This window comes from Streptomyces sp. cf386 (assembly GCF_900103585.1).
In the GTDB taxonomy this organism is placed as follows: domain Bacteria; phylum Actinomycetota; class Actinomycetes; order Streptomycetales; family Streptomycetaceae; genus Streptomyces.
The window spans coordinates 717,069-741,504 of record NZ_FNHV01000001.1; the positions used below are offsets into that span (position 1 = coordinate 717,069).

33 protein-coding genes and 1 riboswitch are annotated in these 24,436 nt (G+C 70.9%); of the genes, 13 read left to right on the forward strand and 20 right to left on the reverse strand.

The genetic code is table 11. The features are described from left to right. Positions 1 to 36: 36 nt before the first annotated feature. From BLU79_RS03165 to BLU79_RS03230, 14 genes are all read right to left on the reverse strand, one after another. On the reverse strand, positions 37 to 477 hold the full coding sequence (locus BLU79_RS03165; RefSeq protein ID WP_093904003.1) for a hypothetical protein: 441 nt from the start codon (positions 475 to 477) through the stop codon (positions 37 to 39). Next, on the reverse strand, positions 477 to 695 hold the full coding sequence (locus BLU79_RS03170; RefSeq protein ID WP_093904004.1) for a helix-turn-helix domain-containing protein: 219 nt from the start codon (positions 693 to 695) through the stop codon (positions 477 to 479). The genes BLU79_RS03165 and BLU79_RS03170 overlap by 1 nt, the downstream gene beginning before the upstream one ends. Further along, positions 692 to 1,057 carry an HU family DNA-binding protein gene (locus BLU79_RS03175; protein WP_093904005.1) on the reverse strand — a complete coding sequence of 122 codons (366 nt, stop codon included), beginning with the start codon at positions 1,055 to 1,057 and terminating at the stop codon, positions 692 to 694. The genes BLU79_RS03170 and BLU79_RS03175 overlap by 4 nt, the downstream gene beginning before the upstream one ends. Continuing rightward, positions 1,054 to 1,275, reverse strand: coding sequence for a hypothetical protein (locus BLU79_RS03180; RefSeq protein ID WP_256333116.1), 222 nt, complete (start codon positions 1,273 to 1,275; stop codon positions 1,054 to 1,056). Before BLU79_RS03180 ends, BLU79_RS03175 begins: the two co-directional genes overlap by 4 nt. Beyond that, positions 1,272 to 1,727: a WhiB family transcriptional regulator gene (locus tag BLU79_RS03185; RefSeq protein WP_218137759.1), complete on the reverse strand. Its 456-nt coding sequence runs from the start codon at positions 1,725 to 1,727 to the stop codon at positions 1,272 to 1,274. The genes BLU79_RS03180 and BLU79_RS03185 overlap by 4 nt, the downstream gene beginning before the upstream one ends. After that, entirely contained in the window at positions 1,724 to 2,020 is a 297-nt protein-coding gene (locus tag BLU79_RS03190; RefSeq protein WP_093904006.1) for a hypothetical protein, read from the reverse strand. The genes BLU79_RS03185 and BLU79_RS03190 overlap by 4 nt, the downstream gene beginning before the upstream one ends. Next, on the reverse strand, positions 2,017 to 2,349 hold the full coding sequence (locus BLU79_RS03195) for a hypothetical protein (RefSeq protein ID WP_143052446.1): 333 nt from the start codon (positions 2,347 to 2,349) through the stop codon (positions 2,017 to 2,019). Before BLU79_RS03195 ends, BLU79_RS03190 begins: the two co-directional genes overlap by 4 nt. After that, the gene (locus BLU79_RS03200; RefSeq protein ID WP_256333117.1) at positions 2,349 to 3,164 is read right to left on the reverse strand and encodes an ERF family protein; all 816 of its coding nucleotides are present in this window, start codon (positions 3,162 to 3,164) and stop codon (positions 2,349 to 2,351) included. The genes BLU79_RS03195 and BLU79_RS03200 overlap by 1 nt, the downstream gene beginning before the upstream one ends. Then, positions 3,161 to 4,210 (reverse strand): YqaJ viral recombinase family nuclease, encoded by a 1,050-nt coding sequence (locus BLU79_RS03205; RefSeq protein WP_093904008.1) that lies wholly within the window; start codon positions 4,208 to 4,210, stop codon positions 3,161 to 3,163. Before BLU79_RS03205 ends, BLU79_RS03200 begins: the two co-directional genes overlap by 4 nt. After that, the gene (locus BLU79_RS03210) at positions 4,207 to 4,728 is read right to left on the reverse strand and encodes a hypothetical protein (protein WP_143052447.1); all 522 of its coding nucleotides are present in this window, start codon (positions 4,726 to 4,728) and stop codon (positions 4,207 to 4,209) included. The genes BLU79_RS03205 and BLU79_RS03210 overlap by 4 nt, the downstream gene beginning before the upstream one ends. Continuing rightward, positions 4,725 to 5,192 (reverse strand): hypothetical protein, encoded by a 468-nt coding sequence (locus BLU79_RS03215; protein ID WP_093904010.1) that lies wholly within the window; start codon positions 5,190 to 5,192, stop codon positions 4,725 to 4,727. Before BLU79_RS03215 ends, BLU79_RS03210 begins: the two co-directional genes overlap by 4 nt. Continuing rightward, a complete protein-coding gene (locus tag BLU79_RS03220) occupies positions 5,189 to 5,554 on the reverse strand; it encodes a hypothetical protein (RefSeq protein ID WP_143052448.1) in 366 nt (121 codons plus the stop codon). Before BLU79_RS03220 ends, BLU79_RS03215 begins: the two co-directional genes overlap by 4 nt. A gap of 205 nt (positions 5,555 to 5,759) precedes the next feature. Further along, a complete protein-coding gene (locus BLU79_RS03225) occupies positions 5,760 to 5,966 on the reverse strand; it encodes a hypothetical protein (RefSeq protein ID WP_093904012.1) in 207 nt (68 codons plus the stop codon). After that, the gene (locus BLU79_RS03230; RefSeq protein WP_093904013.1) at positions 5,966 to 6,202 is read right to left on the reverse strand and encodes a helix-turn-helix domain-containing protein; all 237 of its coding nucleotides are present in this window, start codon (positions 6,200 to 6,202) and stop codon (positions 5,966 to 5,968) included. Before BLU79_RS03230 ends, BLU79_RS03225 begins: the two co-directional genes overlap by 1 nt. 170 nt (positions 6,203 to 6,372) lie before the next feature. Between BLU79_RS03230 and BLU79_RS03235 the strand changes: the two genes are divergently transcribed. The 5 genes from BLU79_RS03235 (at position 6,373) to BLU79_RS03255 (ending at position 11,279) form a co-directional block, all read left to right on the forward strand. Then, a complete protein-coding gene (locus BLU79_RS03235; protein ID WP_177000837.1) occupies positions 6,373 to 6,906 on the forward strand; it encodes a hypothetical protein in 534 nt (177 codons plus the stop codon). A gap of 980 nt (positions 6,907 to 7,886) precedes the next feature. Further along, on the forward strand, positions 7,887 to 9,134 hold the full coding sequence (xerC, locus tag BLU79_RS03240) for a site-specific integrase (RefSeq protein ID WP_093904014.1): 1,248 nt from the start codon (positions 7,887 to 7,889) through the stop codon (positions 9,132 to 9,134). Between the two features lie 164 nt (positions 9,135 to 9,298). Beyond that, positions 9,299 to 9,934, forward strand: coding sequence for an ATP-dependent Clp protease proteolytic subunit (locus tag BLU79_RS03245; RefSeq protein WP_093904015.1), 636 nt, complete (start codon positions 9,299 to 9,301; stop codon positions 9,932 to 9,934). A gap of 7 nt (positions 9,935 to 9,941) precedes the next feature. Next, complete coding sequence (locus tag BLU79_RS03250) at positions 9,942 to 10,250, forward strand: hypothetical protein (RefSeq protein ID WP_093904016.1); 309 nt, start codon at positions 9,942 to 9,944, stop codon at positions 10,248 to 10,250. 342 nt (positions 10,251 to 10,592) lie between these two features. Then, positions 10,593 to 10,802, forward strand: a riboswitch (cyclic di-AMP (ydaO/yuaA leader). Between the two features lie 3 nt (positions 10,803 to 10,805). Beyond that, entirely contained in the window at positions 10,806 to 11,279 is a 474-nt protein-coding gene (locus BLU79_RS03255) for a C40 family peptidase (protein ID WP_093904017.1), read from the forward strand. A gap of 61 nt (positions 11,280 to 11,340) precedes the next feature. Here the strand turns inward: BLU79_RS03255 and BLU79_RS03260 are convergent, their stop codons facing one another. After that, positions 11,341 to 11,955, reverse strand: a complete 615-nt coding sequence (locus BLU79_RS03260; protein ID WP_093904018.1) for a LysE family translocator — start codon at positions 11,953 to 11,955, stop codon at positions 11,341 to 11,343. A 111-nt stretch (positions 11,956 to 12,066) separates the two neighbouring features. Between BLU79_RS03260 and BLU79_RS03265 the strand changes: the two genes are divergently transcribed. Beyond that, positions 12,067 to 12,981, forward strand: coding sequence for a LysR family transcriptional regulator (locus tag BLU79_RS03265; RefSeq protein WP_093904019.1), 915 nt, complete (start codon positions 12,067 to 12,069; stop codon positions 12,979 to 12,981). A 90-nt stretch (positions 12,982 to 13,071) separates the two neighbouring features. On the opposite strand, the gene BLU79_RS03270 is transcribed toward BLU79_RS03265, so the two are convergent. Further along, positions 13,072 to 13,524, reverse strand: a complete 453-nt coding sequence (locus tag BLU79_RS03270) for an ATP-binding protein (RefSeq protein ID WP_093904020.1) — start codon at positions 13,522 to 13,524, stop codon at positions 13,072 to 13,074. Positions 13,525 to 13,736: 212 nt separating this feature from the next. Here BLU79_RS03270 and BLU79_RS03275 point away from each other — a divergent pair, with 212 nt between their 5' ends. Then, positions 13,737 to 14,615 carry a helix-turn-helix domain-containing protein gene (locus BLU79_RS03275; protein WP_093904021.1) on the forward strand — a complete coding sequence of 293 codons (879 nt, stop codon included), beginning with the start codon at positions 13,737 to 13,739 and terminating at the stop codon, positions 14,613 to 14,615. 9 nt (positions 14,616 to 14,624) lie between these two features. Further along, the gene (locus tag BLU79_RS03280) at positions 14,625 to 14,852 is read left to right on the forward strand and encodes a DUF397 domain-containing protein (protein WP_093904022.1); all 228 of its coding nucleotides are present in this window, start codon (positions 14,625 to 14,627) and stop codon (positions 14,850 to 14,852) included. Positions 14,853 to 14,966: 114 nt separating this feature from the next. Here BLU79_RS03280 and BLU79_RS03285 read toward each other — a convergent pair whose 3' ends face one another. After that, on the reverse strand, positions 14,967 to 16,094 hold the full coding sequence (locus BLU79_RS03285) for an 8-amino-7-oxononanoate synthase (protein ID WP_093904023.1): 1,128 nt from the start codon (positions 16,092 to 16,094) through the stop codon (positions 14,967 to 14,969). A gap of 146 nt (positions 16,095 to 16,240) precedes the next feature. On the opposite strand from BLU79_RS03285, the gene bioB reads away from it, so the two are divergent. Genes bioB through bioD form a run of 3 tightly spaced genes read left to right on the forward strand, consistent with a single transcriptional unit; the run spans position 16,241 to position 19,470 of the window. Then, on the forward strand, positions 16,241 to 17,461 hold the full coding sequence (gene bioB / locus BLU79_RS03290; RefSeq protein WP_093904024.1) for a biotin synthase BioB: 1,221 nt from the start codon (positions 16,241 to 16,243) through the stop codon (positions 17,459 to 17,461). Then, positions 17,454 to 18,752 (forward strand): adenosylmethionine--8-amino-7-oxononanoate transaminase, encoded by a 1,299-nt coding sequence (locus BLU79_RS03295; protein ID WP_093904025.1) that lies wholly within the window; start codon positions 17,454 to 17,456, stop codon positions 18,750 to 18,752. Before bioB ends, BLU79_RS03295 begins: the two co-directional genes overlap by 8 nt. A 1-nt stretch (position 18,753) precedes the next feature. After that, positions 18,754 to 19,470, forward strand: coding sequence for a dethiobiotin synthase (gene bioD, locus BLU79_RS03300; protein ID WP_093904026.1), 717 nt, complete (start codon positions 18,754 to 18,756; stop codon positions 19,468 to 19,470). A 182-nt stretch (positions 19,471 to 19,652) separates the two neighbouring features. Here the strand turns inward: bioD and BLU79_RS03305 are convergent, their stop codons facing one another. Further along, positions 19,653 to 22,109, reverse strand: a complete 2,457-nt coding sequence (locus tag BLU79_RS03305; RefSeq protein WP_371131806.1) for a LuxR C-terminal-related transcriptional regulator — start codon at positions 22,107 to 22,109, stop codon at positions 19,653 to 19,655. 118 nt (positions 22,110 to 22,227) lie between these two features. Here BLU79_RS03305 and BLU79_RS03310 point away from each other — a divergent pair, with 118 nt between their 5' ends. Together BLU79_RS03310 and BLU79_RS03315 are read left to right on the forward strand one after the other, a co-directional pair. Continuing rightward, a complete protein-coding gene (locus BLU79_RS03310; RefSeq protein WP_093904028.1) occupies positions 22,228 to 22,914 on the forward strand; it encodes an esterase/lipase family protein in 687 nt (228 codons plus the stop codon). An 83-nt stretch (positions 22,915 to 22,997) separates the two neighbouring features. Next, entirely contained in the window at positions 22,998 to 23,699 is a 702-nt protein-coding gene (locus BLU79_RS03315; RefSeq protein ID WP_093904029.1) for a class I SAM-dependent methyltransferase, read from the forward strand. Here BLU79_RS03315 and BLU79_RS03320 read toward each other — a convergent pair whose 3' ends face one another. Further along, the gene (locus BLU79_RS03320) at positions 23,700 to 24,074 is read right to left on the reverse strand and encodes a fic family toxin-antitoxin system, toxin component (RefSeq protein WP_093904030.1); all 375 of its coding nucleotides are present in this window, start codon (positions 24,072 to 24,074) and stop codon (positions 23,700 to 23,702) included. It lies immediately after the preceding gene. A 4-nt stretch (positions 24,075 to 24,078) separates the two neighbouring features. Beyond that, the gene (locus BLU79_RS03325; protein WP_062704383.1) at positions 24,079 to 24,306 is read right to left on the reverse strand and encodes an antitoxin; all 228 of its coding nucleotides are present in this window, start codon (positions 24,304 to 24,306) and stop codon (positions 24,079 to 24,081) included. Positions 24,307 to 24,436: the final 130 nt, after the last annotated feature.

The window sequence follows — 24,436 nt, forward strand, 5'->3', positions numbered from 1 at the left end:
GCGGGGCGGCCCGCGGTGGACCGCCCCGAGGCGCGGCTACTCGCGGGCGCGGATGTGGGCGAGGGCGCCGTTCGCGAGGCTGGCGGCGGTGGCCAGGAGCTGGGCGACCGAGGACACGTACTCCTCGTCGCTGGACTCCAGGGCGCCCCGGAACAGGGCGATCGCGGTGTCCTTGTCGTCGTTGGCGTACGCGACGATGAACCGGGTGGCGAACACCTCGGCCGGGTCGGGGGACTTGCCGGGCAGCATCTGCATGGCCCACATGCCGCCCTGGGAGGCGTCAGGGGCCTGGTCGCCGTAGAACTTGACCAGGGCGGCCTTGCCGACCTCGGCGAAGGCGCAGCACGCGCCGTACACGTTGTGCCAGGTGCCGTTCTGGCCGATCTCCACCATGGCGTCGCTGGCGCCCGCGGCGTTGCCGTCCAGGGCGCAGCCGATGGCCCGCATGGTCAGCTCGTACAGGCGGTCGTGGTCCATCAGCGGTCCGCCGATCCGAAGCGCGTGCGCGTGCCGCCACGGGGCCGGAGCTTGACGCCAGCCTCCAGGAGCAGGTCGCGGGTGCTGCCGTACGAGCGGCCGATCTGCCGGGCCGTGGACTGGATCGTGCAGCCCTGGACGTACAACTCGGCGGCGCGGTCGGCGACTTCCTTGCGCTGGGTGCCCTTGAGGACCGGGGCGCGGTTGGCGGTCGTCATCGAGCACCCCCGGACGTGCGGCGGTGGCGCTTGGTGATGACCGCGGCGTCCGGGTCGTTGGCCTTCACGGCGGCCTGGAGCTGTGGTGAGACGCGGAAGCGGAGCTTCGCGCCGGCCTCCACGACCACCGGGTCGCCGGTCTGCGGGTTCCACGCCATGCGGGACGGGAGGTTCTTCGGCGCCCAGGTCCCGAAGTTGGTGACTGTGACGGTGTGGCCGGCGGCGACGGTGCGGGCGATCGTGTCGAGCACCGCGGCGACGGCCTGGTGGCCGTCGTCGATGCTGACGCCGAGCGTGGCGGCGACGACCTCGCCGAGCGCGGTCTTGTTGAGGGGCCCGACGGGGCGGACTTGTCGGCTCATTTGGAGTTTCCGATCTGGTAGGCGTCGGTCGCTTCGGCGGCCTGTTGGGCGATGGCGTGTTCGGCGCAGAGCTTGTGCGCGGGCTTCCGCTTGGAGTCGCGCATCTGGGTCGGCTTGCCGCAGTAGCGGCAGGGCTTCTCGGTCCAGGACCAGTGGTCTGGGGAGCGCCAGTCGAGGAGCGGCAGCTCCAGGCCGCCGCTCCCCTCCTGGCCGGTCACCTCAGGACCTTCGTGGTGCCGGTGCGCCGCAGCCGGTTGTCAGCGGCGGTGTTCGCGGCCCGGCACGCGTCGTCGATCGGCTCCCCGTTCTTTACGTGCCGCTGGTAGGCGGACCGGGTGCCGCACTTGGCGGGCTTCCGGCCCGTGCGCGGCTTCGGGGGCGCCTGGAGCAGTTCCTTGGCCTGCCAACGCAGCGACTCGGCGGCCAGCTCGGTGCGCTCGGCGGGGGTGAGCCCGCCGTAGATGCCGTACCGGCAGCCGTCCTCCGCGCGGAGGCCTTCGGCGAGGCACTCCTCACGGACCGGGCACCGCTTGCAGATCCGCTTGACGTACGCGACGTTGGCCGCGGCCTCGGAGAAGAACAGCTCCAAGTCGTAGCCGCGGCAGGCGGCGCGGTCAGCCCAGCTGAGCCCGTTGGGCAGCGTGTCCGGGTGCTGGCGCGAGGCGCTCACGAGTCCCCCTCAGGCCGGGTGGTGGTGAAGCAGTGGCCGCAGGTGTGCGAGCCGTCGGGGTGCAGCACGGACGGCATCTCGCCGTCGCACGGGCCGGAGCAGGGCCGCCACGCCTGCGTGAGGACGCCGCAGGGCGGCACGTCCGTCACGGTCGGCGTCGTGTACCAGGAGCGGGGGCCGAGGAGATCGTCAAGCGGGACCTCGATGCGCTCCGGCACCGACCCCGCCCGGGGCCCACGGTGAACGCCCCTCGGCGGCAGGACCCGATCGAGGAGCTTGTGCAGCGGGCTCATGCGCCGGCCTCCGATCCTTCGCGGAGGTCGCGCAGCTCGGCGGCCATCGCCTCGTTCGCGGCCTGGAGCGGGAGGATCTGCTCGTCGAGGAAGCGGCGGGCCCGCTCGGCGAGGTCGAGGCGGCGGCGCAGCTCGGCGTCGCCCTGCGGGGGCTGCGGCTCGCGCACCGGTGTGGTCGGGTGCCAGTCGTCGCGGCGGGTCAGTTTCTCGGCCTGCCGGGTGACGGTGGTCAGCCGCTCGGCGGCGAGGTTGACGGCCTGGTCCCGCTCGGCGATGACGCGCTGGTACGCGGCCTGGAGTGCGTTGTACGTGCTGCGGCGGACGAACATCACGCCTCACCGCCCTGCTGGCGGGGCGCCTGACGCTCCTGGTAGTGCCGCCTGCCGAGCGCGTCGAGGGTCTCCTCGTCGCCGTTCTCGTTCTGCACCAGGACGTGAAGCATGCGGGCGTTGCCCAGTTCGTAACTGATCTGCTCCAGGCGGCCGAGCGACGTGTCCGGGTTGACGATCTCGTCCCGGTAGTCCTTCGCCGACCGGACGGGGGCGTCACCCCGCTCCACCTGGGCGGCCTCGGGCTCCGGGTCGCCGGTCGGGATCATCCCGGTGTTGAACAGCAGCGCCCGCAGCGCTAGGGACTGCGCCTTCGCGGTGCCCTTGTCGCCCGAGTCGAGGGACTCGCCGGCCGATTTGAGCAGCGGCAGGCTGTCACCCTTCGGGCCGAGGACCTGCCACGTCACGACGACCGTGCACTCCCGCATCGGGTTGCCCCGGCTGGACTTGGTGTCGCGATACGACGTCTCCATGTCGACGGCCATCACGGTGATGCCGTGCCGGAGCGTGGCGGGACCGAAGGCGTTGAGGGCAGCCTCGATGCCACGGAACCGGTACTTCTCCTTCTGCCGACCGCTCTTCTGGTCGTACTCCATGTGCCGGTCGCTCTTGGCGACGGCCCGCACGTCGTTGCGGACGCGCAGCCACGCGATGTGCACCGGCACCATGGCGGGGGCCGGATACTCCTCGCTCGCCTCGAAGTCGAGGTCCGGCAGCCGCTCGCCAGCGGCCGGCGGGGCGTACTCGGTGGCGGCCGGGGCCGCGGGCTGGTCGCCGATGGCGTGCTGCTCGGCGCGCTCGGTCAGGGACGTCATGCGGTGAACTCCTCGCGCACGGGCTTGGGGATGGCGATGCGGTCGTGGGGCTTGTCCTCCACGCACGCGCGGTAGGCCTCGGGGAACTCCTCGGCGAGGCGCGCCAGATCAGGCGTCTTACGGAACGACTGCTCGATCGAGAAGAAGGGCCGGTCGTGCCGTACGGCGGCCTGGGCGCTGCCGAGGGAGCCGAGCAACTTGGCCTTGGCCGCCGCCTTCCGGCGCTTGCCCTGGCTCTCCAGGGCGGCGGCCTCCATGTACTCGGACATGGCGTCGACGGCGTCCAGGTCGCGGTCCAGGACCGTCACGCCCTGGCGGTCGGGGTGGAGGCGGTCGTACAGCTCGATCAGCGCGTCCGGCGGCTCCTCGCCGGACAGAGCCGGGGCCCGGCCGGGAACGATGTGGTCGTGCCACAGGCGGGACGCTTCGGCGTGCAGGAACGCGACGAGCTTCACGTGCTCTTCGCGGCGCACGGTGTACTGCCGGTAGTCCTGGCCCCCGATCAGGCACACCACGTGGATGTGGTCCAGGCCGGTGACGAGGATCTGCCACAGCACCTGGGCGAGGACGTCGTCCGGCGGACCCTGATTCCAGAGCTTCGCGACGAACGCGTTGCGGGTCTTCACCTCCAGCGCGCACAGCGACCTCTGCGACCGGTCCAGCGGGCACTCGGTGCACAGCCGGTCCAGGGTGCACATCTGCCAGCGCTCGTCGGCGTTCGCGATCAGCCCGACCGGTTCGACGACGGTCCGGTTGCGGCGGGCCCAGTCGCGGGCGAGGGGCTCCTCGAAGAGCACGCCGAAGTGGGCGGCCTCGCTGAACTCGTCGTCGTGCGGGAGGCGTCCGCGCTTGTCGTGGAAGACGTGCAGCGGGGTCTTGAAACCGCTGAGGTTCATCACGGCGGGCAGGTCGCTGGAGCCGATGCCCTGGCGGCGGGCGTCCAACCACACGTCACGCGCGGCGGTGTGGTGCAGGAGGAGCCGGCCGGTCGGGGTGACCGGGCCGGCGGCCGGGGACTGCTCCCCGGCCTGCACGGTCGTCGTCATTCGTCGGCCTCCGGGTCATACTCGGAGGCGACCGTCACCGGCGTCACGACGTAGCCGGTCATGGACTCCTCGTCGGGCCCCTCGACCACCGACAGCTCTTCGGGGCTGAGCGGGTCCGAGTCGTCCGGGGTCCAGGTGAAGGTGAGAGCCGTGCCCTTCGACCACGTGCGGCGTTCCTCTGCCTCGCACTGCGCTCGCGCGGCCGCCCGGTTCGTGTACAGGCCCATGGGGATCGATTCGTGCGACGCCCGGTAGACGATCGGTACGGCCTCGCCCGGCTGCATGGGCGTCCCGACGGTGACCTGCTGGAGCAGGTACAAGGCGCCGAGAGCTGCGGTTCCGGGGTCGTCGAGGTCGTGGCAGAGGGCGGCGAGGACGGCGCGCGCCTCCACAGCGGCCTGCTCCAACTGGGCCCGGTCAGCGTCGTACTCCGCGAGCAGCCGGGCGGCCGATACCTGCGGGTCGGTGTCGCGCCGGTAGTACCGGGCCAACGCCAGCTCGATCACATGGCGGCTCATCGCTGCACCTCCGGGAGGTCCCGGCCGACGCGGTAGCCGTGGTGCAGGGGGCTGTCGTGCGGGTCCTCCAGGGCGGCGCGCTGCCCGGCGACGAGCTCACGCAGCCCCCGCACGCGAGGCGTCACGTCCGCGGCCTTCTCGGTCAGCGCGTACGCGATGGGGTCCTCGTCAACCGGGTGGTCCTTCGCAGCGAGCTGCTGCTCCAGCTCGGCGACGCGGTCCCGCAGCGCGTTCTCGACCTTCATCCGCTCGCCGCGCTCCAGCACCAGCTGAGCGACTGTGGCCGCAGCCTCGGTGTACTTCGCCCGCAGCTGCTCCGTGTCGGCGGCGGTCTCCGGTGACTGGAGCAGCTGCGCCGACTCCAACGCGAACGCGGCCTGCGACGCGAGGTCGTACGACGGGCCATGCAGCCACGCGGCCTCGATCACCTTCTTCGCCGCGAGGGCGAGGGGCGAGATCGTCATGCCGACACCGCCTCAGCGGCCTCAGCCGACGCGTCGGCCGGGAACAGCGTCCACGCCTCGACGTGCACGCCGCTGATCTCGCGCGTCGCCTCGATGTAGACCGAGCCGTCCTCCCGGGTCTCCATGGACTCGGTCAGCATCTGGCCGTCCCGGAACTGCCGCAGGCCCGCCACGTCCCGGTGGAAGTAGAAGCGGAGCTCCGGCTCGTTCGGCGCGAACGCAGGGACCTTGACGTCGAAGTTCGTCGGCAACAGGCCCGTCTCGCTCATGATCTGCTCGGCCAGCGACAGAGCCTTCATGTAGTTCCGGCGCCGGACGCTCACACCGTTCTCGGCAGGCGTTTCGGTAATCTCTGTGGTCACGGTGACCTCTGCTTTCTCTGTGGTGGAGGCGCCGAGTCGCGGGGTCGTCGGGTCGCATCCGGCGGCCCTTCGGCGCGTTCAGGGGTGGATCAGGCGCCGAGCGGGCGATCCCGCCGGCACTTCCGGCACTCCATGCGGTGCTTCGGGTTCCGGTGCTCACAGGTCGGGCACCGCCAGCCGAGGAGGCCTCGGCGGCGAGCCCGCATCAGGAGCCCTCCAGCAGGCGGACCAGCGACGCGGTGATGACGCGGTGCCGGCCGTCCAGCGGCAGGACCTTGACCGGGGCGTCGCCCCGCTTGATCAGGGCGTGCAGGTAGGTCTTGGAGATGCCGAGCGCGGTCGCCGCCGTCGGCACGCTGACCGTCGCGGGCCACGCTCGGATCTCGTCGAGGGTCGGGACTTCGGCGGCCATCAGGAGGCCTCCGCCTGGTCGTCGTTCTGCTGCGGGGGCATCAGGTCGGCGATCTGGCAGCGGAGGGTCCTGGCGATGCGCATGAGGACTCTGGGCGATGCGTTGCGCTCTCCCCGTTCGAGCCATGTGACGTACGACGGGTGGATCCCGGCCCCAGCGGCCAGCTCGCGCTTGTTCAGGCCCGCCTCGATCCGTCGCCGTCTGAGGCGGTTCGGGTCTTGAGTGGGTGGTGACATACCTCAAGAGTAGATGAAAGTAGAAGCCAGTCAAGTAGTAAGTAGCGGAAAGTAGAACCCCGTTTGTGAAGGAGTCGTGTGGAGGGGTTCACGGCTTGGGGCCCCGCCTCGACTCTGGGACAGTTGACTGAAGTTGACGAAAGTTCACAGGAGTAGAGAGGACTCAAGCCATGAGCTCGCCCGAGCACGGCGCCCCCAAGCCGCCGCCCGAGGCAGACCTCATCCGTCTCGCCCGGCAGGCGCGCGGCCTCAGTCCCGAAGAAGCCGCCGAGCGGACACCCGTCCGCATCAAGGGCTTCCGCTGGCGTCAGATCGAGAAGGGTTTCAAGGGCAAGGTCGGTGAATCCGACCCCGTGAAGGCGCTCCCCAAGACGCTGGCGCACATGGCGTACACGGTCGGCGTTACCCCTGGCAGGCTCGTTGAGGCCGGCCGGGAGGATGCGGCGCAGATCCTGCGCGAGATCCAGATCCAGAACGCCGGGCAGACGGCCAGCCTGCCCGACCCTCTGGACGCCCTGGACCCCGAGCGGCAGCGCATCATCGTCGACATGCTTGGCCAGCTCCCGGCGCGCGACCGCGGGCCCGCCCTGCGCAGGCTCGCCGAGCGTGTCGAGGCTGGCGAGCTCGACGAGAGGGGAGACCCCCCTCCCGAGCTGCCGATTGAGCATCCAGCAGAGGGGCGAGCTTCACGCACAGGTACCTAAAAGTAACGTTTCGGCTACGAACCGCGTTCACCTGGTCACCAATGGTCAACTTCTGTCGCATCGTGTGTACCTCGCACAGAAGCGCCGACCTGTGCGAGGTACCGAGACCCACCTGCACAGGGGACGAGAATGATCGGAATCGTTCTCGCGGCTGGGCTCGGCTTCGCAAACTTGATATTCGTTGCGCTGCTTTTCCGGCGGGGGAGGCAACTCTCCCGGCAGCTCAGTGACATGCGTGCCGAGCGCAACAGCGAATGGATACTCCGCGCCCTCCAGGACGCACCCGACCAACCCGCCGTACGAGCAGCAAACGGAGCAGCCTCCAAACCACCGCCAGCAGGTCCGCAACCCGTCCGACGAAAAAGGCACTTGGGTCTCTACATCGGAGGGCTCGCCGCTGCGATGGTGGCCCTCGGTGGCACCGTACGGAACGCGTTGCAGACCCCCCGCGGGCAGTGGACAGCAGCTGCCGTGGGCGCCGCCGCAGTCGCGACCGCCATCACCCTGCTGATCGCCACCCAGTGGCCAGCAGACAAACGCGGGCCGCGGTCATCCGCACCGACCGCGACAGTGACCGTAAGCGTCGCCCCACCTTCCACACCTGCACCCAGCGCGACCGGCAGTCCACCAGCAACCAACGGACCGCCAGCCGCCGTTAGCCCCATGGCGCCAGCATCCGACAGCGCCGCGTCCACCACTGCCGGCAGCGCCTCCTGGGCAACCGCCGACGGCGGTATGTCTTCCGTGCCGATCACGCCCGCCGGTAGCGCATCATCGGGGGGCAGCGCCGAGCCGAGCCCGCCCACCGGAAGGCCCTCGCCCGCGCCCTCCACACCTGAGCCACCAGTAGATCCCACGCCGTCCCCGTCGCCCGGCAGATCCGGGCTGTGTCTGGCGCTGGCCCTCTGGCCAGTCCTGGACCTCGCGGCCTGCCTCGCGGGAGGCGGATGACCCCAACCCACCCCAAGGAGTAGGAGCCAGTGCCAGAGATCAAGAAGGTCGTACTGGGAAGCGGTGCCGTCCGGTACCGCTTCGTGGTCGACATCGGCTACGAGCCGAAGCGGGACGAGGTCACCGGCGAGGTGATCATCAACAAGGCGACCGGTAAACCGGTGCTGAAACGGAACCAACTGACCGTAACCAAGAACGGGTTGACGGAGGCGAAGGCCGAACTCGCGCGCATCATCAACCAGAGGGCCACCGGCACCTTCATCGCGCCCAGCGAGGTCACGGTGTCCGAGTGGATCAACACCTGGCTGGAGATGAAGGCTCGCGACCTGGAAGAGAGCACGATCACGGGGTACAGGAATGCGCTCGTGCACGTGCACGCCTATCTGGGGCACCTGCGGCTCCAGGCCCTCACCGAGGAAGACGTCGAGTCGATGGTCGCCTGGCTGCTCGTGGCGGCCCGCAGGCGTGGAGGGAAGCCCGGTACTGGACTGCGGCCCAGCACGGTCGAAGGGATCCTCGGCCGCCTCAAGGAGGCGCTCAACCGGGCTGTCACCAAGAAGATCGTGCACCTGAACGTCGCCCAGGAAGTCAACATTCCACGCAGGGCCAGGAAGGAAGACAGGCGCAACTACCCCCGCCCCGAGCCGTGGAACGTCGTAGAGGTGAAGGAGTTCCTCGTCGGCATCCGGGACGACCGCCTGTTCGCACCCCTGCTGCTCAGCTTGATGGGGCTGCGCCCTGCCGAGGTCGCCGGCCTCAAGTGGGAGCACATCGACCTGGAGGCGGGGAGCCTGAGTATCGCCAACACACGGACGATGATCGGCAATGCGAAGGTGGTGGAGAAGGACACCAAGACGGAGGCTGGCGAGCGGACGCTGCCCCTTCCCAGTCCGGTACACACGGCGCTGCTGGCGTTCCGAGCCGTCCAGGAGGCTGAGCGGGCGGCCCAGGGGTCCTGGTACAACTGTGCGCCCACGAGTCACATCTTCGTGGACTCGCACGGGTTGCTGCTCAACACCAGGCACCTTCGCGAGCACGCCTACGCGCTGATCGAGAAGCTGGGGCTTCGGAGGGTCCGCCTGTACGACGCGCGGCACTCGTGCTTGACGTTCCTGGCCGTCAACGGCGTGCCGGACGTCGTCCTGGCGGCGTGGGCCGGGCACGTGAATGCGAGTTTCACCAAGCGGGTCTACGTCCGCCCCTCCGCCGACGATCTGCGCGTGGCGTCGGATCACCTGTCGGCCCTGCTCGGCTTCGGCGGCGAGGACGCCGCGTAGCCCTCAGCCGCGTGTGAGATGTTGTGAGATTTTCTGCTCCCATCGAACCGGGAAAGCCGCTCTGACCTGTTGCTTCTTTTGGATCACTAGACCATGCTCCCTACATTACGTCATGTACGTCCTGTACATTTTTTACAGGCACCCCGGCTAAGGGAGCGTGAGTCATGACCCGCCCGTCCGCCCGCTATGCGTTGCCCGAGTTCACCGAACGCACGAGTTACGGCACCAAGACACAGGACCCGTACTCGAAGCTGCTGGAGGAACGGATCGTCTTTCTCGGCACGCCGATCGACGACATCTCGGCGAACGACGTGATGGCCCAGTTCATGTACCTGGAGCACAGGGACCCCGACCGGGACATCTCGCTGTACATCAATTCGCCCGGAGGCTCGTTCAGCGCCATGTCGGCGGTCTACGACACGATGCAGTACGTCACCTGTGACACGGAGACGATCTGCCTGGGCCAGGCCGGCTCGGCCGCCGCCGTGCTGCTCGCGTCGGGTACCCCGGGCAAGCGGTTCGCGCTGCCGGGGGCCCGGGTCGTGATCCATCAGCCGTCGCTGCCCGAGCCGGTGGAGGGCCAGGCCAGCGATCTGGCCCTCCAGGCCGACGAACTGACGCGCATTCGGACGCGCCTGGAGGAGATGCTCGCCCGGCACAGCGGGCGCAGCCGTGAGCAGGTGAGCCGGGACATCGAGCGGGACAAGATCCTGGGCGCCCAGGAGGCACTGGAATACGGGCTGGTGGACCGGATCATCCCCAGTCGCAAGGCCACCCTCGCCCCGCCCACGGGGAGGTGATCGGCCGGTGCTCCCACCCGAGTTGCCGCCGCTGCCCGCGCTGACCCGCGCGGAGGGGGAGTTGATCGACCGTTATCTCGACGTGGTCGACCTGCTCGGCCGGATCAATCCGGCCCAGTACGGCGACACCTACCGCGGACTGCGTGCCGCCCAGGCGCTGGTCAGCAAGGCGGCCGAGCTCCGGGACGCGCTGGCGCTGATGCACCAGCGGGGCGAGACGGAGCTGCACGCTCCCACGCTGGCGCGTGCGCTGCGCGTGCTGGACGGAGAGCGCCGCACGGCTCGTGTCACGGTGCCACCGCGCTCCGACAGTTGACGACCCGACGCAGACCGATTCCGGATGCCTCGACCCTTCGACGAGGCGTCCGGATCCACGCCGAAACGGACCAAACGGCGTACCCCCGTTCGGCGTAGTCGCGTCTCCAATTGCGCGCCCGCCGAGCTTGCGCAACAGGCATCGACGCAAGGCGGAATTGGGTGTTCCGTCGCTGGTCCGGGGCTCCTCGGGCATCTGGACATCTGCCCGGACACGAGGGCGTCCACCCGAACGGGTGAGTGGTGAGTAACCCCACAAATCCCCGATTCCGTTGGGTATTTCGCTCATCCGTGCGTCAAGATCCCTGTCTGACGACAAGCCCCCGCCACAACGGCGGGGCGATCCGGGCGGACGCCGAGTCCTGCCGCCGCCCGGACGACCGGTCGACGGAGTGGATCGGCAGGAGTGGAGGACCCAAGCAAGACGGGTCGCCGGAGCGGACGTTCGTTCGAGCCGAGCAACCCTTGGGGTGAAGCCGTGGCAACGCGGCCGGGCAACTTCGCCAGCCCGAATCCGACAGGTCATCCTTCACAGGCGGCTGACGAAGGGTTGCGCATGACTGCGCTCAATCGTGTCCCGTCGCTCATGGTCCGGGCCGGTACGGCCTCGGCTCTCACCCTGGCCGCAGTGGGCGGCACCGTCATCGCCCCAGGCTTCGCCTCCGAGGCCGAAGCCGCGACGCCGGCGACGAAGGCACTTCAGATCGCGGCCTCGAAGAAGGGCTCCCCGTACAAGTGGGGCGCCGCCGGGCCGAACAGGTTCGACTGCTCCGGGCTCACGCTGTACTCGTACAAGAAGGCGGGCAAGAAGCTGCCTCGTACGGCGGCCCAGCAGTACAACAAGACCCGCCACATCTCCGCCGGCAACCGCAAGGCCGGAGACCTGGTGTTCTTCCACTCGGGGTCGAACGTCTACCACGTCGGCATCTATGCCGGGAAGGGAAGGATCTGGCACTCCCCCAAGAGCGGGGATGTCGTGCGGCTGCAGAAGATCTGGACCAGGAGCGTCTGGTACGGCCGGGTCAAGTGACCTTCCCGGGGGCGGTGACGGCGACCTGACACGCCGTCACCGCTCCCGGGGCCTCAGGCTCTCAGAGGGCCGACAGCGGCCCGGCGAGGAGCGCGACGCCGAAGGCCGTCAGTGCGGCGCCGGTGACGAGCGTGACCGCCCGGGCGGCCCGCGGCCTGCGCAGCCACCGGCCGAGCCGGTCCACCAGCAGGGCGACGACCTGGAACCACACCATGGCGATCGCCAGGACGATCAGGGCGAGCAGCAGCGTCCGGGGCAGCGCCGGAGCGCCCGCGGGCACGAACTGCGGCAGCACGCTGAGGAAGGTCAGGGACGCCTTCGGGTTGAGGGCGTTGGTCACGAAGCCCTGCCGCAGCGGTCGCACGGTGGAGTCCCCGTGAGTGTCGGCCACCTCGGTATGCCGCTGCCGCAGCGTCTGGACACCCAGGTACAGCACATAGGCGCCGCCCACCACCTGGAGCGCCCGGAACAGCGCCGGCACGGCGGCCAGCACCGCGGCGACTCCCACCACCGCCAGCGTCACATGGATCAGCAGCCCGGCGCCGATCCCGAGCGCGCAGGCGATGCCGGCCCGGCGGGAGACGAGGGCGTTGCGTACGACGACGGTGAAATCCGCCCCGGGCATGGCGACCAGGCCGGCCGAGACCCCGGTGAAGGCGATGAGCTGAGCATCCATGCCGCAAGCGTGCCGCGCGGAAGCCTTCAGTAGGTATTTCGGATAATCTAGGTTGGCCTAAAGCGTTGCTTAAGGCTTGGCCGGCACGGGTCCAGCCAGACAGGAGCCGCTATGTACGACCCGACCCGCCTCGCCGCCCTGGTGGCGGTCGCGGAGGCGGGTTCGATCACCCGGGCCGCCGAGCGGCTCGGCTACACCACGCCTGCGCTCTCCCAGCAGCTGGCCAAGCTGGAGCGCGAGGCGGGCACCGCCCTGCTGGTACGGCACCACCGCGGGGCCCGGCTGACGGGTGCGGGTGAGCTGCTGGTGGCCCGGGCACGCCGGGTGCTCGACGAACTGGAGCAGGCCCGGCACGAACTGGCCCGGCTGACCGGCCTGTCGGGCGGGACGCTCCGCCTGGGTACCTTCCAGACCGCCGGCATCCATCTGCTGCCGCCCGCCCTCAGCGCCTTCCGCCGGGCGCATCCGGACGTGGAGCTGACCGTCGCCGACTACGAACCGTCGGCCGGTGTCACCGCCGTGGCCTCCGGCGAGGTCGACCTGGCCCTCACCCACGCCTATGAGCCCGGCGACCCGGTCCCCCTGCCGTCCTCCGTCGGCATCGAGCCGATCCTCGTCGAGGAGCTGGTCCTGGTGTCCGCTCCGGGCCACGCCCTCACCAGCGGGACCGCACGGCTGCCGCTGGCCGAGCTCGCCGGCCAGCCACTGATCAGCATGGCGCCGGACGCTCCGGCCCGACGGGACGTCGAGGCACTGCTGACCCGGGCCGGGGCCACGCCCTCGGTACGGGTCCCGACGCCGGGGTACCTCCTGGTGTGCGCACTGGCGAGCGCGGGGCTCGGGGTCGCGGTCGTACCGGAGATGGTGGCGCGCACGTCGGTCACACCGGTCGGGGTGCGCGCGCTGGAGGGCGGAAGCCTGCGCCGTACGATCTCGGTCGCCTACCGCAGCACCGAGAGGGCCCCTGCGGCGGACGCCTTCCGAGCGCTGCTGCGCGGTACTTTCGGCCGGGCCGGACACCCCTGAAAGCCCCTTCAAGGGCGCGGGGAACTGTGCGACCAGCCACAACGGACCCGCAGACAACACACAACCCATTTCCGCGGAACCAGCGGACCGCTACGACTTGCCCGCAGCCGACACCGGCTCCGCCGGAACCGTCCACGGCAGCTCGATGGAGACGGTCTTGCCACCCTCCCGCGTGGGCCGCACTCTCAGCTTGCCGCCGCACTCCGCGGTCAGCCAGCGGATGATGACCAGCCCCCGGCCGTTGTCCTGCTGGACGGCGGCCGGCAGTCGCTTGGGGAACCGCGGATGGCTGTCGGTCACCCCGATGCGCAGGTGCTCGTCACGGTCGAGCTCGATGTCCACCCGGAAGGTGGGTGACTGCCCCAGGGTGTGCTGTACGGCGTTGGTGGTGAGTTCGGAGACGATCAGCCGGATGGTCTCGGCCGTCTCGGTCTCCGGTGGCAGTCCCCACTCCGCCAGGGTGGAGACCACGTAGGCCCGGGCCGCGGAGACCGAGGCGGGATCGCTCGGCAGAGTGACGGATGCTTCCAGGTGATCTGCCATGGCGACGTCGTCCCTTTCCCAACGGGACCGCAGTCCGCACGGAGCGGGTGGTTCGAGTACGGTCCCGGATTGGTGCTTCGTCGCCAGACTGCCATTACCAGGGGCGTCAGGGTGCCGATCCACCAAGATATGCATATATCTGTCGCTCGAAGCGGTGAACTCTGCGACGGCAGAGCGTATTTGGGCGGCCCGGTTGGAGTAAGGAGTTGCCCATGCAGCACGGCCCCGCGGTACGCCGCCGGAAACTGGGCGCGGAACTGCGTGCGTTGCGCACCAGTGCCGGGCTCACCAGTGGTGAGGCGGCCCGGCTGGTGGGCTGGCACCAGTCCAAGGTGAGCCGGATCGAAACCGGCGCCAGCGGGGTGAAACCGGCCGATGTGCGGTTACTGCTCGACGCGTACGGCGTTCGGGACGCCCAACTACGGGAGCTGCTACTGGTGTTGGCGGGCTCCGACGAGGGGGGCGGCCGGCATCACTGGTGGCACGCGTACCGCGGAGTGCTGCCGCCGACGTACCGGGACTTCATCAGCCTGGAGTCCCAAGCGAGCGCGATGCGCACGCTGGAGACCTCCGTGGTGCCCGGGCTGCTGCAGACGCCCGAGTACGCCCGGGCGGTGACCCGGGCCGCGGTGAGCGGACTCGCCGACGAACCCGGCTCCGCCGACGAACGGCTCGACGCGCTGGTCGCGGTGCGTCTGGCCAGGCAGGACGTGCTGCATGGCGATCCACCGCTGCAGCTGAGCGCGGTGCTCGACGAGGCGGTGCTGCGCCGGGAGATCGGCGGGCCCGAGGTGATGGCGGGGCAGCTGAGGCGGCTGATGGAGGCGGGGCGACTGCCCCAAGTCAGGCTGCAGGTCCTGCCGTTCACGGCCGGTGAACATATCGGCATCACTGGGCCTTTCGTTATCTTCTCATTTTCGAACACTTCTGATCTGGATGTGGTTGTTCTCGACCACTTGACGAGTAGCCTCTACCTCGAACGGAAAGAAGACCTCCAGGCCTACACGGAGGCCTTCAACGCCCTTCGGATCCACGCCCTTTCGCCCGAGGAATCGCTGGATTACATCGCCGCGCTAGCCGGCGGCGCGTAAGGAGGCACCATGACCGCACTGCCTCGGAACGTACCCACAAGTGCCGATCTGCTCGGTGTGCGATGGCTGCGCAGCAGCTACAGCACGGGAGCGAACAACTGCGTCGAGACGGCACGGACGCAGTCCGATCCATGGACCGGACTGCTCGCCGTGCGCGACTCCAAGAACCCGGCCGGACCCGCGCTGCTCTTCTCCCCCGAGAGCTGGGCGGGTTTCACGGCCGCGTTCCAGTCCTGACAGTCCCGCCACTTACGGACTGTCCCGACAGCCCCGACAGGCCTGGTTCTGATCAGTCCCGATCGGATCTGATCAATACCGCCTGATGCGACGGCACGGCCGTGTCACGCCGACTCATGGTCGTGTCTCGCGGATCACCTGTACAGCTCGTTCGATCTGCCCCTCGGTGAGGTCCGCGCGGGCGGTCAGCCTCAGCCGCGAGATGCCGTCGGGAACGGAAGGAGGACGGAAACAGCCCACGGCGAGGCCCGCCGCCCGGCACTCGGCCGCCCAGCGCACGGCCCCCTCCGGGGACGGCGCGCGCACGGAGACGACCGCGGCGTCCGGACGTACCGCTTCCAGACCCGCGGCCGTCAGCCGTGCGTGGAGTTCGCGTGCCACCGTGCGCGCCCGCGCCGCCCGCTCCGGCTCACGGCGCAGCAGCCTCAGTGCCGCCAGGGCCGCGCCCGTCGCCGCGGGCGCGAGGCCCGTGTCGAAGATGAACGTCCGGGCCGCGTTGACCAGGTGCTCGATCACCCGGGCGGGGCCGAGGACGGCGCCGCCCTGGCTGCCCAGGGACTTGGACAGTGTGACCGTCACGACGACGTCGTCGGCGCCCGCGAGGCCCGCCGCGTGCGGGGCACCACGACCGCCGGCGCCGAGCACACCCAACCCGTGCGCGTCGTCGACGATCAGCCCGGCCCCGTGCTCCCGGCACGCCTGAGCGAGCCCGGCCAGCGGTGCGGCGTCGCCGTCGACCGAGAAGACGGTGTCGGACACGACGACGGCGGGACCGTCATGCGTCTGGAGTGCCTTGCGAACGGCGTCCGGTTCGGCGTGCGCGACGACCTGCGTCGTGCCGCGGGCCAGTCGGCAGCCGTCGATCAGCGAGGCGTGGTTGCCCGCGTCCGACACGATCAGCGAGCCGTGCGGCGCGAGCGCGGTGACCGCCGCGAGGTTGGCCGCGTAGCCGGACGAGAAGACCAGCGCCGCCTCGAAGCCGCAGAAGTCGGCCAGCTCGCGCTCCAGCTCGTCGTGCAGCTGAGTGGTGCCCGTGACGAGCCGTGAGCCGGTGGCGCCGCCGCCCCATGTCCCCGCCGCCCGCGCCGCGCCCTCGGTGACCTCGGGGTGGCGGGCCAGGCCCAGGTAGTCGTTGCTCGCGAGGTCGAGGAGCGGCGATTCGGCGGGCCGCGGGCGCAGGGTCCGTACGAGTCCGGCCCGGTGGCGCAGCTCCGCCTGCTCGTCGATCCAGCCGAACGCCATGGCTCCTCCGGGCTTTTGTAGGCAGTGCACAGACACTAGTCGCACGGTCCGCCACCCACGGTGTGGCAATACCCACACATCGAAGTGACAGGGTTGTGCGAACTCTCCTTGGCTCGGAGCCGCCTCGTACGTCAGGATCAGCTCCCATGGACCTGCTGAACACGCTGGTGGACAAGGGGCTTCGGCGCGAGCTGCCGACCCGCGAGGAAGCCTTGGCCGTCCTCGCCACTTCCGACGACGACCTGCTCGATGTGGTGGCCGCGGCCGGCAAGGTGCGCCGGCACTGGTTCGGCCGACGGGTGAAACTCAACTATCTGGTCAACCTGAAATCGGGCCTGTGCCCGGAGGACTGCTCCTACTGCTCGCAGCGCCTCGGCTCCACCACCGGCATCCTCAAGTACACCTGGCTCAAGCCCGACGAGGCCTCCCAGGCCGCGGCCGCCGGTTTGGCGGGTGGCGCCAAACGGGTCTGTCTCGTGGCGTCCGGGCGTGGCCCGACCGACCGTGACGTGGACCGGGTCTCCGCCACCATCAAGGCGATCAAGGACCAGAACGAGGGCGTCGAGGTGTGTGCCTGTCTCGGTCTGCTCTCCGACGGTCAGGCGGAGCGGCTGCGCGAGGCGGGCGCGGACGCGTACAACCACAACCTCAACACGTCCGAGGGGACGTACGGGGACATCACGACCACGCACACCTACGCCGACCGCGTCGACACCGTGCAGAAGGCGCACGGGGCCGGGCTGTCCGCATGCTCCGGTCTCATCGCGGGCATGGGCGAGAGCGACGAGGACCTGGTCGACGTCGTGTACTCGCTGCGTGAGCTGGACCCGGACTCGGTGCCGGTCAACTTCCTGATCCCGGTCGAGGGCACCCCCCTGGCCAAGGAGTGGAACCTCACCCCGCAGCGCTGCCTCAGGATCCTGGCGATGGTGCGGTTCGTCTGCCCGGACGTCGAGGTGCGGATCGCCGGTGGCCGCGAGGTCCATCTGCGCACCATGCAGCCTCTCGCCCTGAACCTGGCCAACTCGATCTTCCTCGGTGACTACCTCACCACCGAGGGCCAGGCGGGCAAGGCCGACCTGGAGATGATCGCGGACGCCGGGTTCGAGGTGGAGGGCACCGGCCAGGTGACGCTGCCGGAGCACCGGGTGGCGGACGGAGGTGGCTGCGGCTCGCACGAGAGTGCGGGCTGCGGGTCCCACGAGGGCGCCGGTTGCGGTTCGCACGAGGAGAGCGCCGGCTGCGGGTCGCACGCGGGTGGCGGTGTGTGCGGTACGGCCGCTGCCGCCCCGGCCAACGAGGCGCGCACCGACCTGGTCGCCGTACGCCGCCGGGGCGCCGGAACCGACCTCGCGCCCAATGCCTGACGTGCCCGGCCCCACCGGTCTGACCGTGCCGGAGCTGCTGGAGCTCGACCGACGGCACGTCTGGCATCCGTACGGCCCCATGCCGGGCCGCGTCGAACCGCTCGTCGTGGAGTCGGCGAGCGGGGTGCGGCTGAAGAGGGCGGACGGCTCGGGCGAACTGGTCGACGGCATGTCGTCCTGGTGGTCGGCGATCCACGGCTACAACCACCCGGTGCTCAACGAGGCCGCGCACGAGCAGCTGTCGCGGATGAGCCATGTGATGTTCGGCGGGCTCACGCACGAGCCCGCCGTACGCCTGGCGAAGCTCCTTGTCGACATGTCGCCCGACGGCCTGGAGCATGTCTTCCTCGCCGACTCCGGGTCGGTGTCGGTCGAGGTCGCGGTCAAGATGTGCCTGCAGTACTGGCGTTCGCTGGGCCGACCCGACAAGCAGCGGCTGCTGACCTGGCGCGGCGGCTACCACGGTGACACCTGGCAGCCGATGTCGGTGTGCGACCCCGAGGGCGGGATGCACGAGCTGTGGACCGGGGTGCTCCAGCGCCAGGTGTTCGCGGACCCGCCGCCCGCGGAGTACGAGGAGTCGTACGCCGACCAACTGCGGTCGCTGATCGAGCGGCACGCGCACGAACTGGCGGCGGTGATCGTCGAGCCGGTCGTGCAGGGCGCGGGCGGGATGCGGTTCCACTCCCCCGCGTATCTGCGCGTGCTGCGGGAGGCGTGCGACGCGCACGACGTGCTGCTGGTGTTCGACGAGATCGCGACCGGGTTCGGCCGCACGGGCGCGCTGTTCGCCGCGGACCACGCGGCGGTCACGCCGGACGTGATGTGCGTGGGCAAGGCGCTGACCGGCGGCTATATGACGATGGCGGCGACGCTGTGCACATCCCGCGTGGCTGACGGGATCTCGCGGGGCGAGGTGCCGGTACTCGCTCACGGCCCGACCTTCATGGGCAATCCCCTGGCGGCAGCGGTCGCCTGCGCCTCGATCGAGCTGTTGCTCGGCCAGGACTGGCTGGTCGAGGTCAAGCGGATCGAGGCGGGGTTGTGGGAGGGGCTGAGGCCCGCGATGGACATTCCGGGCGTGCAGGACGTACGCGTCCTCGGCGCCATCGGGGTCGTCCAGCTCGACCACCCCGTGGACATGCGGGCGGCGACGGACGCCGCCGTGCGCGAGGGCGTGTGGCTGCGGCCGTTCCGCGACCTCATCTACACGATGCCGCCGTACGTCACGGGTGACACGGACGTGGCACGGATCGCCCGCGCGGTGTGCGCGGCCGCGCGGGAGGGCTGACATGCCGGTACTGGTGATCACGGGCACGGGCACGGAGGTCGGCAAGACGGTCACGACCGCCGCGGTCGCCGCCGCGGCGGTGGCCGCCGGCCGGTCGGTGGCGGTGCTGAAGGCCGCGCAGACGGGCGTGGGCCCGGGCGAGCGCGGGGACGCGGACGAGGTGGCGCGGCTCGCGGGTGCGGTGACCACGGCCGAACTCGCCCGCTATCCCGACCCGTTGGCCCCGGCGACCGCCGCACGACGGGCCGGACGCACACCGGTCCGGCCGCACGAGATCGCCGAGGCCGCCGCCAAGCTGGCCACCGACCACGACCTGGTGCTGGTGGAGGGGGCGGGCGGTCTGCTCGTCCGCTTCGACGAGGCGGGCGGCACGCTGGCTGACGCGGCCGAGCTGATGGCGGCGCCGGTCCTGGTGGTGGCATCAGCGGGCCTGGGCACGCTGAACACCACTGAGCTGACGGCGCGTGAACTGCGCGTCCGGCGGCTGGACCTGCTGGGGGTGGTGATCGGCAGCTGGCCCGAGTCGCCGGATCTGGCGTCGCGTTGCAATATCGCCGATCTGCCGGACGTCGCGGGGGCGCCGCTGCTGGGTGCGGTGCCGGCCGGGACCGGGGCGCTGGCGCCCGCCGACTTCCGCGCCGCGGCGCCGGGTTGGCTGGCGCCGCGGCTGTTCGGGACGTGGGACGCGGAGGGGTTCCGGGGGCGGGAGGCGCCCTGAGGCGTGCCTGCCGAGGTGCCAGACCCTCGTGCCATCCTCTGATCGTGGCCAATACAGACGGCTGTCGGGGATCGGCACAACGCCCCTGGCCCTTGGGTCTGCCCTCGGAACCTCGCCGGATTCGCCCGCGCGTTCTCCGACGCGTAGACGACCGCTGGTCGGCCGCCAGGGCCGGGCAGGACCTAGACGGCCTCGCTCGCGTCGCTCTCGGCGATGAGCCGCACCAGTTCGATGCGGGAGCGGATCCCCAACCGGGTGAAAACACCCCGCAGATGGTGATCGATGGTGCGCGGGCTGAGGGCGAGACGGGTGGCGATCTCCCGGTTGGTGGCTCCCTCGGCGGCCATCCGGGCGATCAGCAGCTGCTGGGCCGTGAGGCGGGTGGTGAGGGCGTCGGGGCCGGGCTGTGCGGGGGCGGCCGGGGTGCCCAGGGCACGGAGTTCGGTGCGGGCCTGGGCCGCGCAGTGCGGGGCACCGAAGGAGTCGAAGGCCTCCAGGGCACTGTGCAGACGGTCGCGTGCCTCCGTGCGGTGGCGCAGTCGGCGCAGGGCGCTGCCGAACAGCAGCTCCGTGCGGGCGCGTTCGAAGTCGCGGGTGCCGTGGGAGTGCAGGTCGAGGGCCGTGCGGTAGTGCTCGACGGCTTCCTCGCCGGGTGCGAGCAGGGCGCGGCAGCGGGCGCTGAGGGCCAGGTCGTCGGGGCTGCGGACCGTGCTCGCCCAGCGGTGGTAGTCGGCGTGCGCGACTCGGGCGACCCTCGTGTCCCCCGTACGGACGGCGGCCTCCACGTAGTGCGGGGTGGCCAGGTGGCGGATGGCCCGGTGGCCGTGGCCGGGGCCGAACCCGGCGAGGGCGCGCAGTCGGGCGGCCGCGGCGGCGAATCGGCCGCTGCTCAGGTCGAGGTAGGCGAGCGCCCACTGGGCGAGGGCGGCGGGCAGGCCCAGGCCGTGGGTGAGGGCGTACGACCGTGCCGTCGTGGCGCGTTCACGGCAGACGTCGGCGTCACCGGTGAGCGCCGCGAACATGGCGAGGGCGGCCTGCAGATGACAGGCGCCGTTGTCCTGCCCGCTCGCGTGGGCCTGCCACAGCGCGTCGGCAGCGGCGGCCTCGCCGGCCCGGGGGCGCCCGGTCCAGAAGTCGGCGTACGCGCGGAACTCCATGGCCTGCGGCACGGTGACCGGCGTGCCGAGCGCCCTGGCGGAGGCAGCCGCACGGACGGTCGCGGTGGCCGCGCGGGTGTGGTCGCCGAGGAGCAGCGCGGCGATCCCGGCGTGGATGAGGACGGTGGGGTCACCACCGGGCCCACATCGCCCGGCCGCCGCCTTCAGCAGGTCACGCGCGTCCTCGTACCGCCCGTCGAAGGCGGCCACGAGCCCGGTCAACGTGCCGGGCGCCACCAGCCCGAGCCGATCCGCGACCCGGGCGGCCTCGCGCAGCCGGCGCACATCTCCGGTGTAGACGGCGGCTTCGGTGGCTCGGGCGAGGAGGTGGACGGCCGGGGTGGGGCCGGGGGCCACAACGGTGGTTGACGCGGCGGGAGCGGGGGCGGCCGTGACGGCCGACGGTGCGGGAACGTCGGCGGCAGAGGGTGCTGCGGGTGGAGAGGCGGCGTGACCTGCGGCCCGGGACCCCTTGCCGGCAGAGCCCGCCGACGGTCCGGCAACTCCGCCAACCGAGGACACCCCCGACACAGAGGCAGCGTGACCTGCGGCCCCGGACCTCCTCCCAGCAGAGCCCGCCGACCGCACGCCAACCTCGTCATCACCGACGGCCGCTGAGCTCACCACCCCCATCAGCAACGCGTCGAACGCCTCCGTAGCGTTCCCCGCCCGGAGGGCCAGCACCCCGGTCAACGCGTCGTCGGAGGTGGCCGCGGCCAGCCTGCGTGCCCGGTCCCCGTCGCCCGACCGCCAGGCGTACGCGGCGGCCCGGGTCAGCAGGCGGGACTGTTCGGACGGGTCGGGGCACAGTGCGGCGGCGCGCTCGGACAGTGCCCGTGCCACCGACACGCGCCCCGCCTCCCCCGCCTTGGCCGCGGCGGCGCCGAGTTCCGCTGCCAGGCGTGCGCTGGGGCCGAGCGCCCCCGCGCCCCGGTGCCAGGAGCGCCACGGTGTCTCGCCCGCGCCGCCCAGCACACGTGCCAGCAGGTGGTGGACGTCTCGGCGGTCGGCCGGGGAGCCCGTCTCGTAGGCGGCGATCCGGGTCCACGCGTCGCGGAACACCACCCCGCCCGCTCCCGAGTGCGCGATCCCGGCCGCCTCGGCGGCGTCCAGGAGCCGGGTGTCGAGGCGGGCGGCCATGACGGCGCGCAGGAAGGCGTCGGTGGACACGGGGTACTGGTCGGCCGCGGCGAGGAGCAGGAGGAGCCGGGTGTCGTCCGGCAACGCCCTGATCTCCGCCCGGCGTTCACGCAGCAGGGACGGGGCCAGCTCGGCCGGTGCCGTGGGGAGCGGGTCGACGCCCGTCGCCTGGCGGTCGGTCAGGCGCGGGACCAGTTCGGCGGCGGCGCGCGGATCGCCGTACACGGCACGCAGCACGCGCACGCGGACGCCCTCGGGCAGTGCCGACGCCGACTGTCGCCACGCGTCCGCGTGCGACAGTGGCGAAGTGCGGTCGAGAGGTGGGGGGTTCACCGGAGTCACCACACAAGTGACGTTACTGGCGAGTTAATTGAACCGTAAAGACCGGCGATTTCGCCGATGCGGCGCGCGTAGACCCGGCTCGACACTCCTGACAACCCCACACGTTTCAGGAGGCATCATGCAGCGCACCACGCGTCGCATCGCCACGACCGTCTCGGCCCTGGCGACCTCGCTCCTTCTGTCACTGTCCCTCTCCCCCACACCCGCGCAGGCCGCGACCCACGACCCCGTCGTCTTCGTGCACGGCCTCAGCAGCTCGGCGAGCAGCTGGGACGACTGGATCGGCTACTTCGAGGCCGACGGCTACAGCGCCTCCGAGCTGGACGCCTGGTCGTACGACTGGGCCCAGTCGAACACCACCACCGCCCAGCAGCTCGCGACCGAGATCAGAAACGTGCTCGCCCGGACCGGCGCCTCGAAGGTCGACGTCGTCGTCCACTCCATGGGTGCGCTCAGCTCCCGCTCCTACCTCAAGAACCTCGGCGGGACGTCGTACGTCGACGACTTCGTCTCCACGGCCGGCGTGAACCACGGCACGACCACCGCCTCGTGGTGCGCGTGGCTCTACACCTCCTGCGCGGAGATGAACACCGGCAGCTCGTTCCTGAGTTCCCTGAACTCCGGCGACGAGACCCCGGGCAACGTGTCGTACGCCAGCTACTGGTCGAACTGCGACGACGCGCTCACGCCCGACACCACCGCGATCCTCAGCGGCGCGACGAACGTCGAGGTCGGCTGCGTCTCGCACACCGACATGAACAACGACCAGGGTGTGTACGAGCAGGTGCGGGACTTCATCGGCTGAGGCTTCGGTAGCGACAGCGGGGGTGCGCCGGCCCCGTACGGGGGACAATCGGGAGTGAGTCCCGTCCCGTCCGGGAGGTCCCCATGGCCCTGAGGTCCGCACGGCCCGCCGGCTCCGGCAAGGTGGCACGGGATGCCGTGCACCACCCGCTGTTCGCCCGCTTCTACGCCCGGATGAGCGTCAACGCCGAGACCCGGATGGGTATGGGCGGCGTACGCGACCGACTGCTTTCCGGGCTGTCCGGCCGGGTGATCGAGATCGGCGCGGGCAACGGTCTGAACTTCGCCCACTATCCGAGCGCGGTCTCGGAGGTCGTCGCCATCGAACCGGAGCGCCTGCTGCGGAAGTTGGCGGTGGAGTCCGCGCTGCGCGCCGGCGTGCCGGTGGACGTGGTGCCGGGCGCGGCGGAGGCGCTGCCGGTCAAGAGCGAGGCCTTCGACGCCGTGGTGCTCTCGCTGGTGCTGTGCAGTGTGCGGGACGTGCCGCGGGCGCTCGGTGAGATACGCCGGGTGCTGCGGCCCGGCGGTGTCGTGCGGTTCTTCGAGCACGGGCGCGGCGGCGGGCCCGCCATGCACGTCACGCAGCGCGCGCTGGACCGGACCGTGTGGCCGCTGGTGAGCGGCGGCTGCCATCTCTCCCGCGAGCCGGTCGCCGCGCTGCGTGCGGCCGGGTTCGAGCTCGGCCCCTACCGGCGGGTGATGATGCCGGAGCGGGGGCCGGTGCTCCCGTCGTCGTACTGCGTGCTGGGGACGGCGTGGCGGCCGGCCGAGGAGCGGCCCGTCTGATCACAGGCTCCACTGGCGCAGTTCGCGCGCGATGTCCTCGACGGAGGCCTCACCGCTCTTGACCAGGCGTGCCAGGTCACGCACCTGCTCGGGTGAGGTGACGACCTTGAGGCCGCTGGCGACCAGGTAGGCATAGGCCACGGCGGAGGCGAACAGCGCGTTGGAGCGCTCCAACGCCGGGACGTGGATGAGCAGTTGGAGCAGGGCCGCGGCGCGGGCCTGCGGGCTGTCGTAGACGGGGATGTCGAATATCTGGGCCTCATGGCGGGCGACGGCGGCGACGAGAGCGCCCCAGTCGGCGACTTGGGGATCCCCCGGCGTCCGCTTCTCGGCCAGCATCAGCAGCCAGGCAAGGTCGATGGTCAGATTGCTCAACGGATCAGCGGCGACCTTCGCGCTCCGCGCCGAATTCCTCGGCGAAGACGGACTCGTACTGCTTCATGAAATCGGCGGCGGCGTCCACGAACGTGTGGCCGACCTCCCCGGTGTCCTTTCTGACCAGTTCCTCGATGTAGCGGTTGACGCTCATGCCACGGGCCAGGGCACGTTCGCGAGCGGCGCGGGCCGTGCCCTCGTCGACTCTCACGTTCAGCTGGGTCTTCGCCATACCTAGAAGCTAGCGCTCGGGCGCTAGCAACGGCAAGGGGTCACCCCAGGGGCGGAGGGTGCCCCTTACACCGATATCAGGGACCCGACCTGGGATGGAGACAGACCGGGACCTCGGGGGGATACCAGGT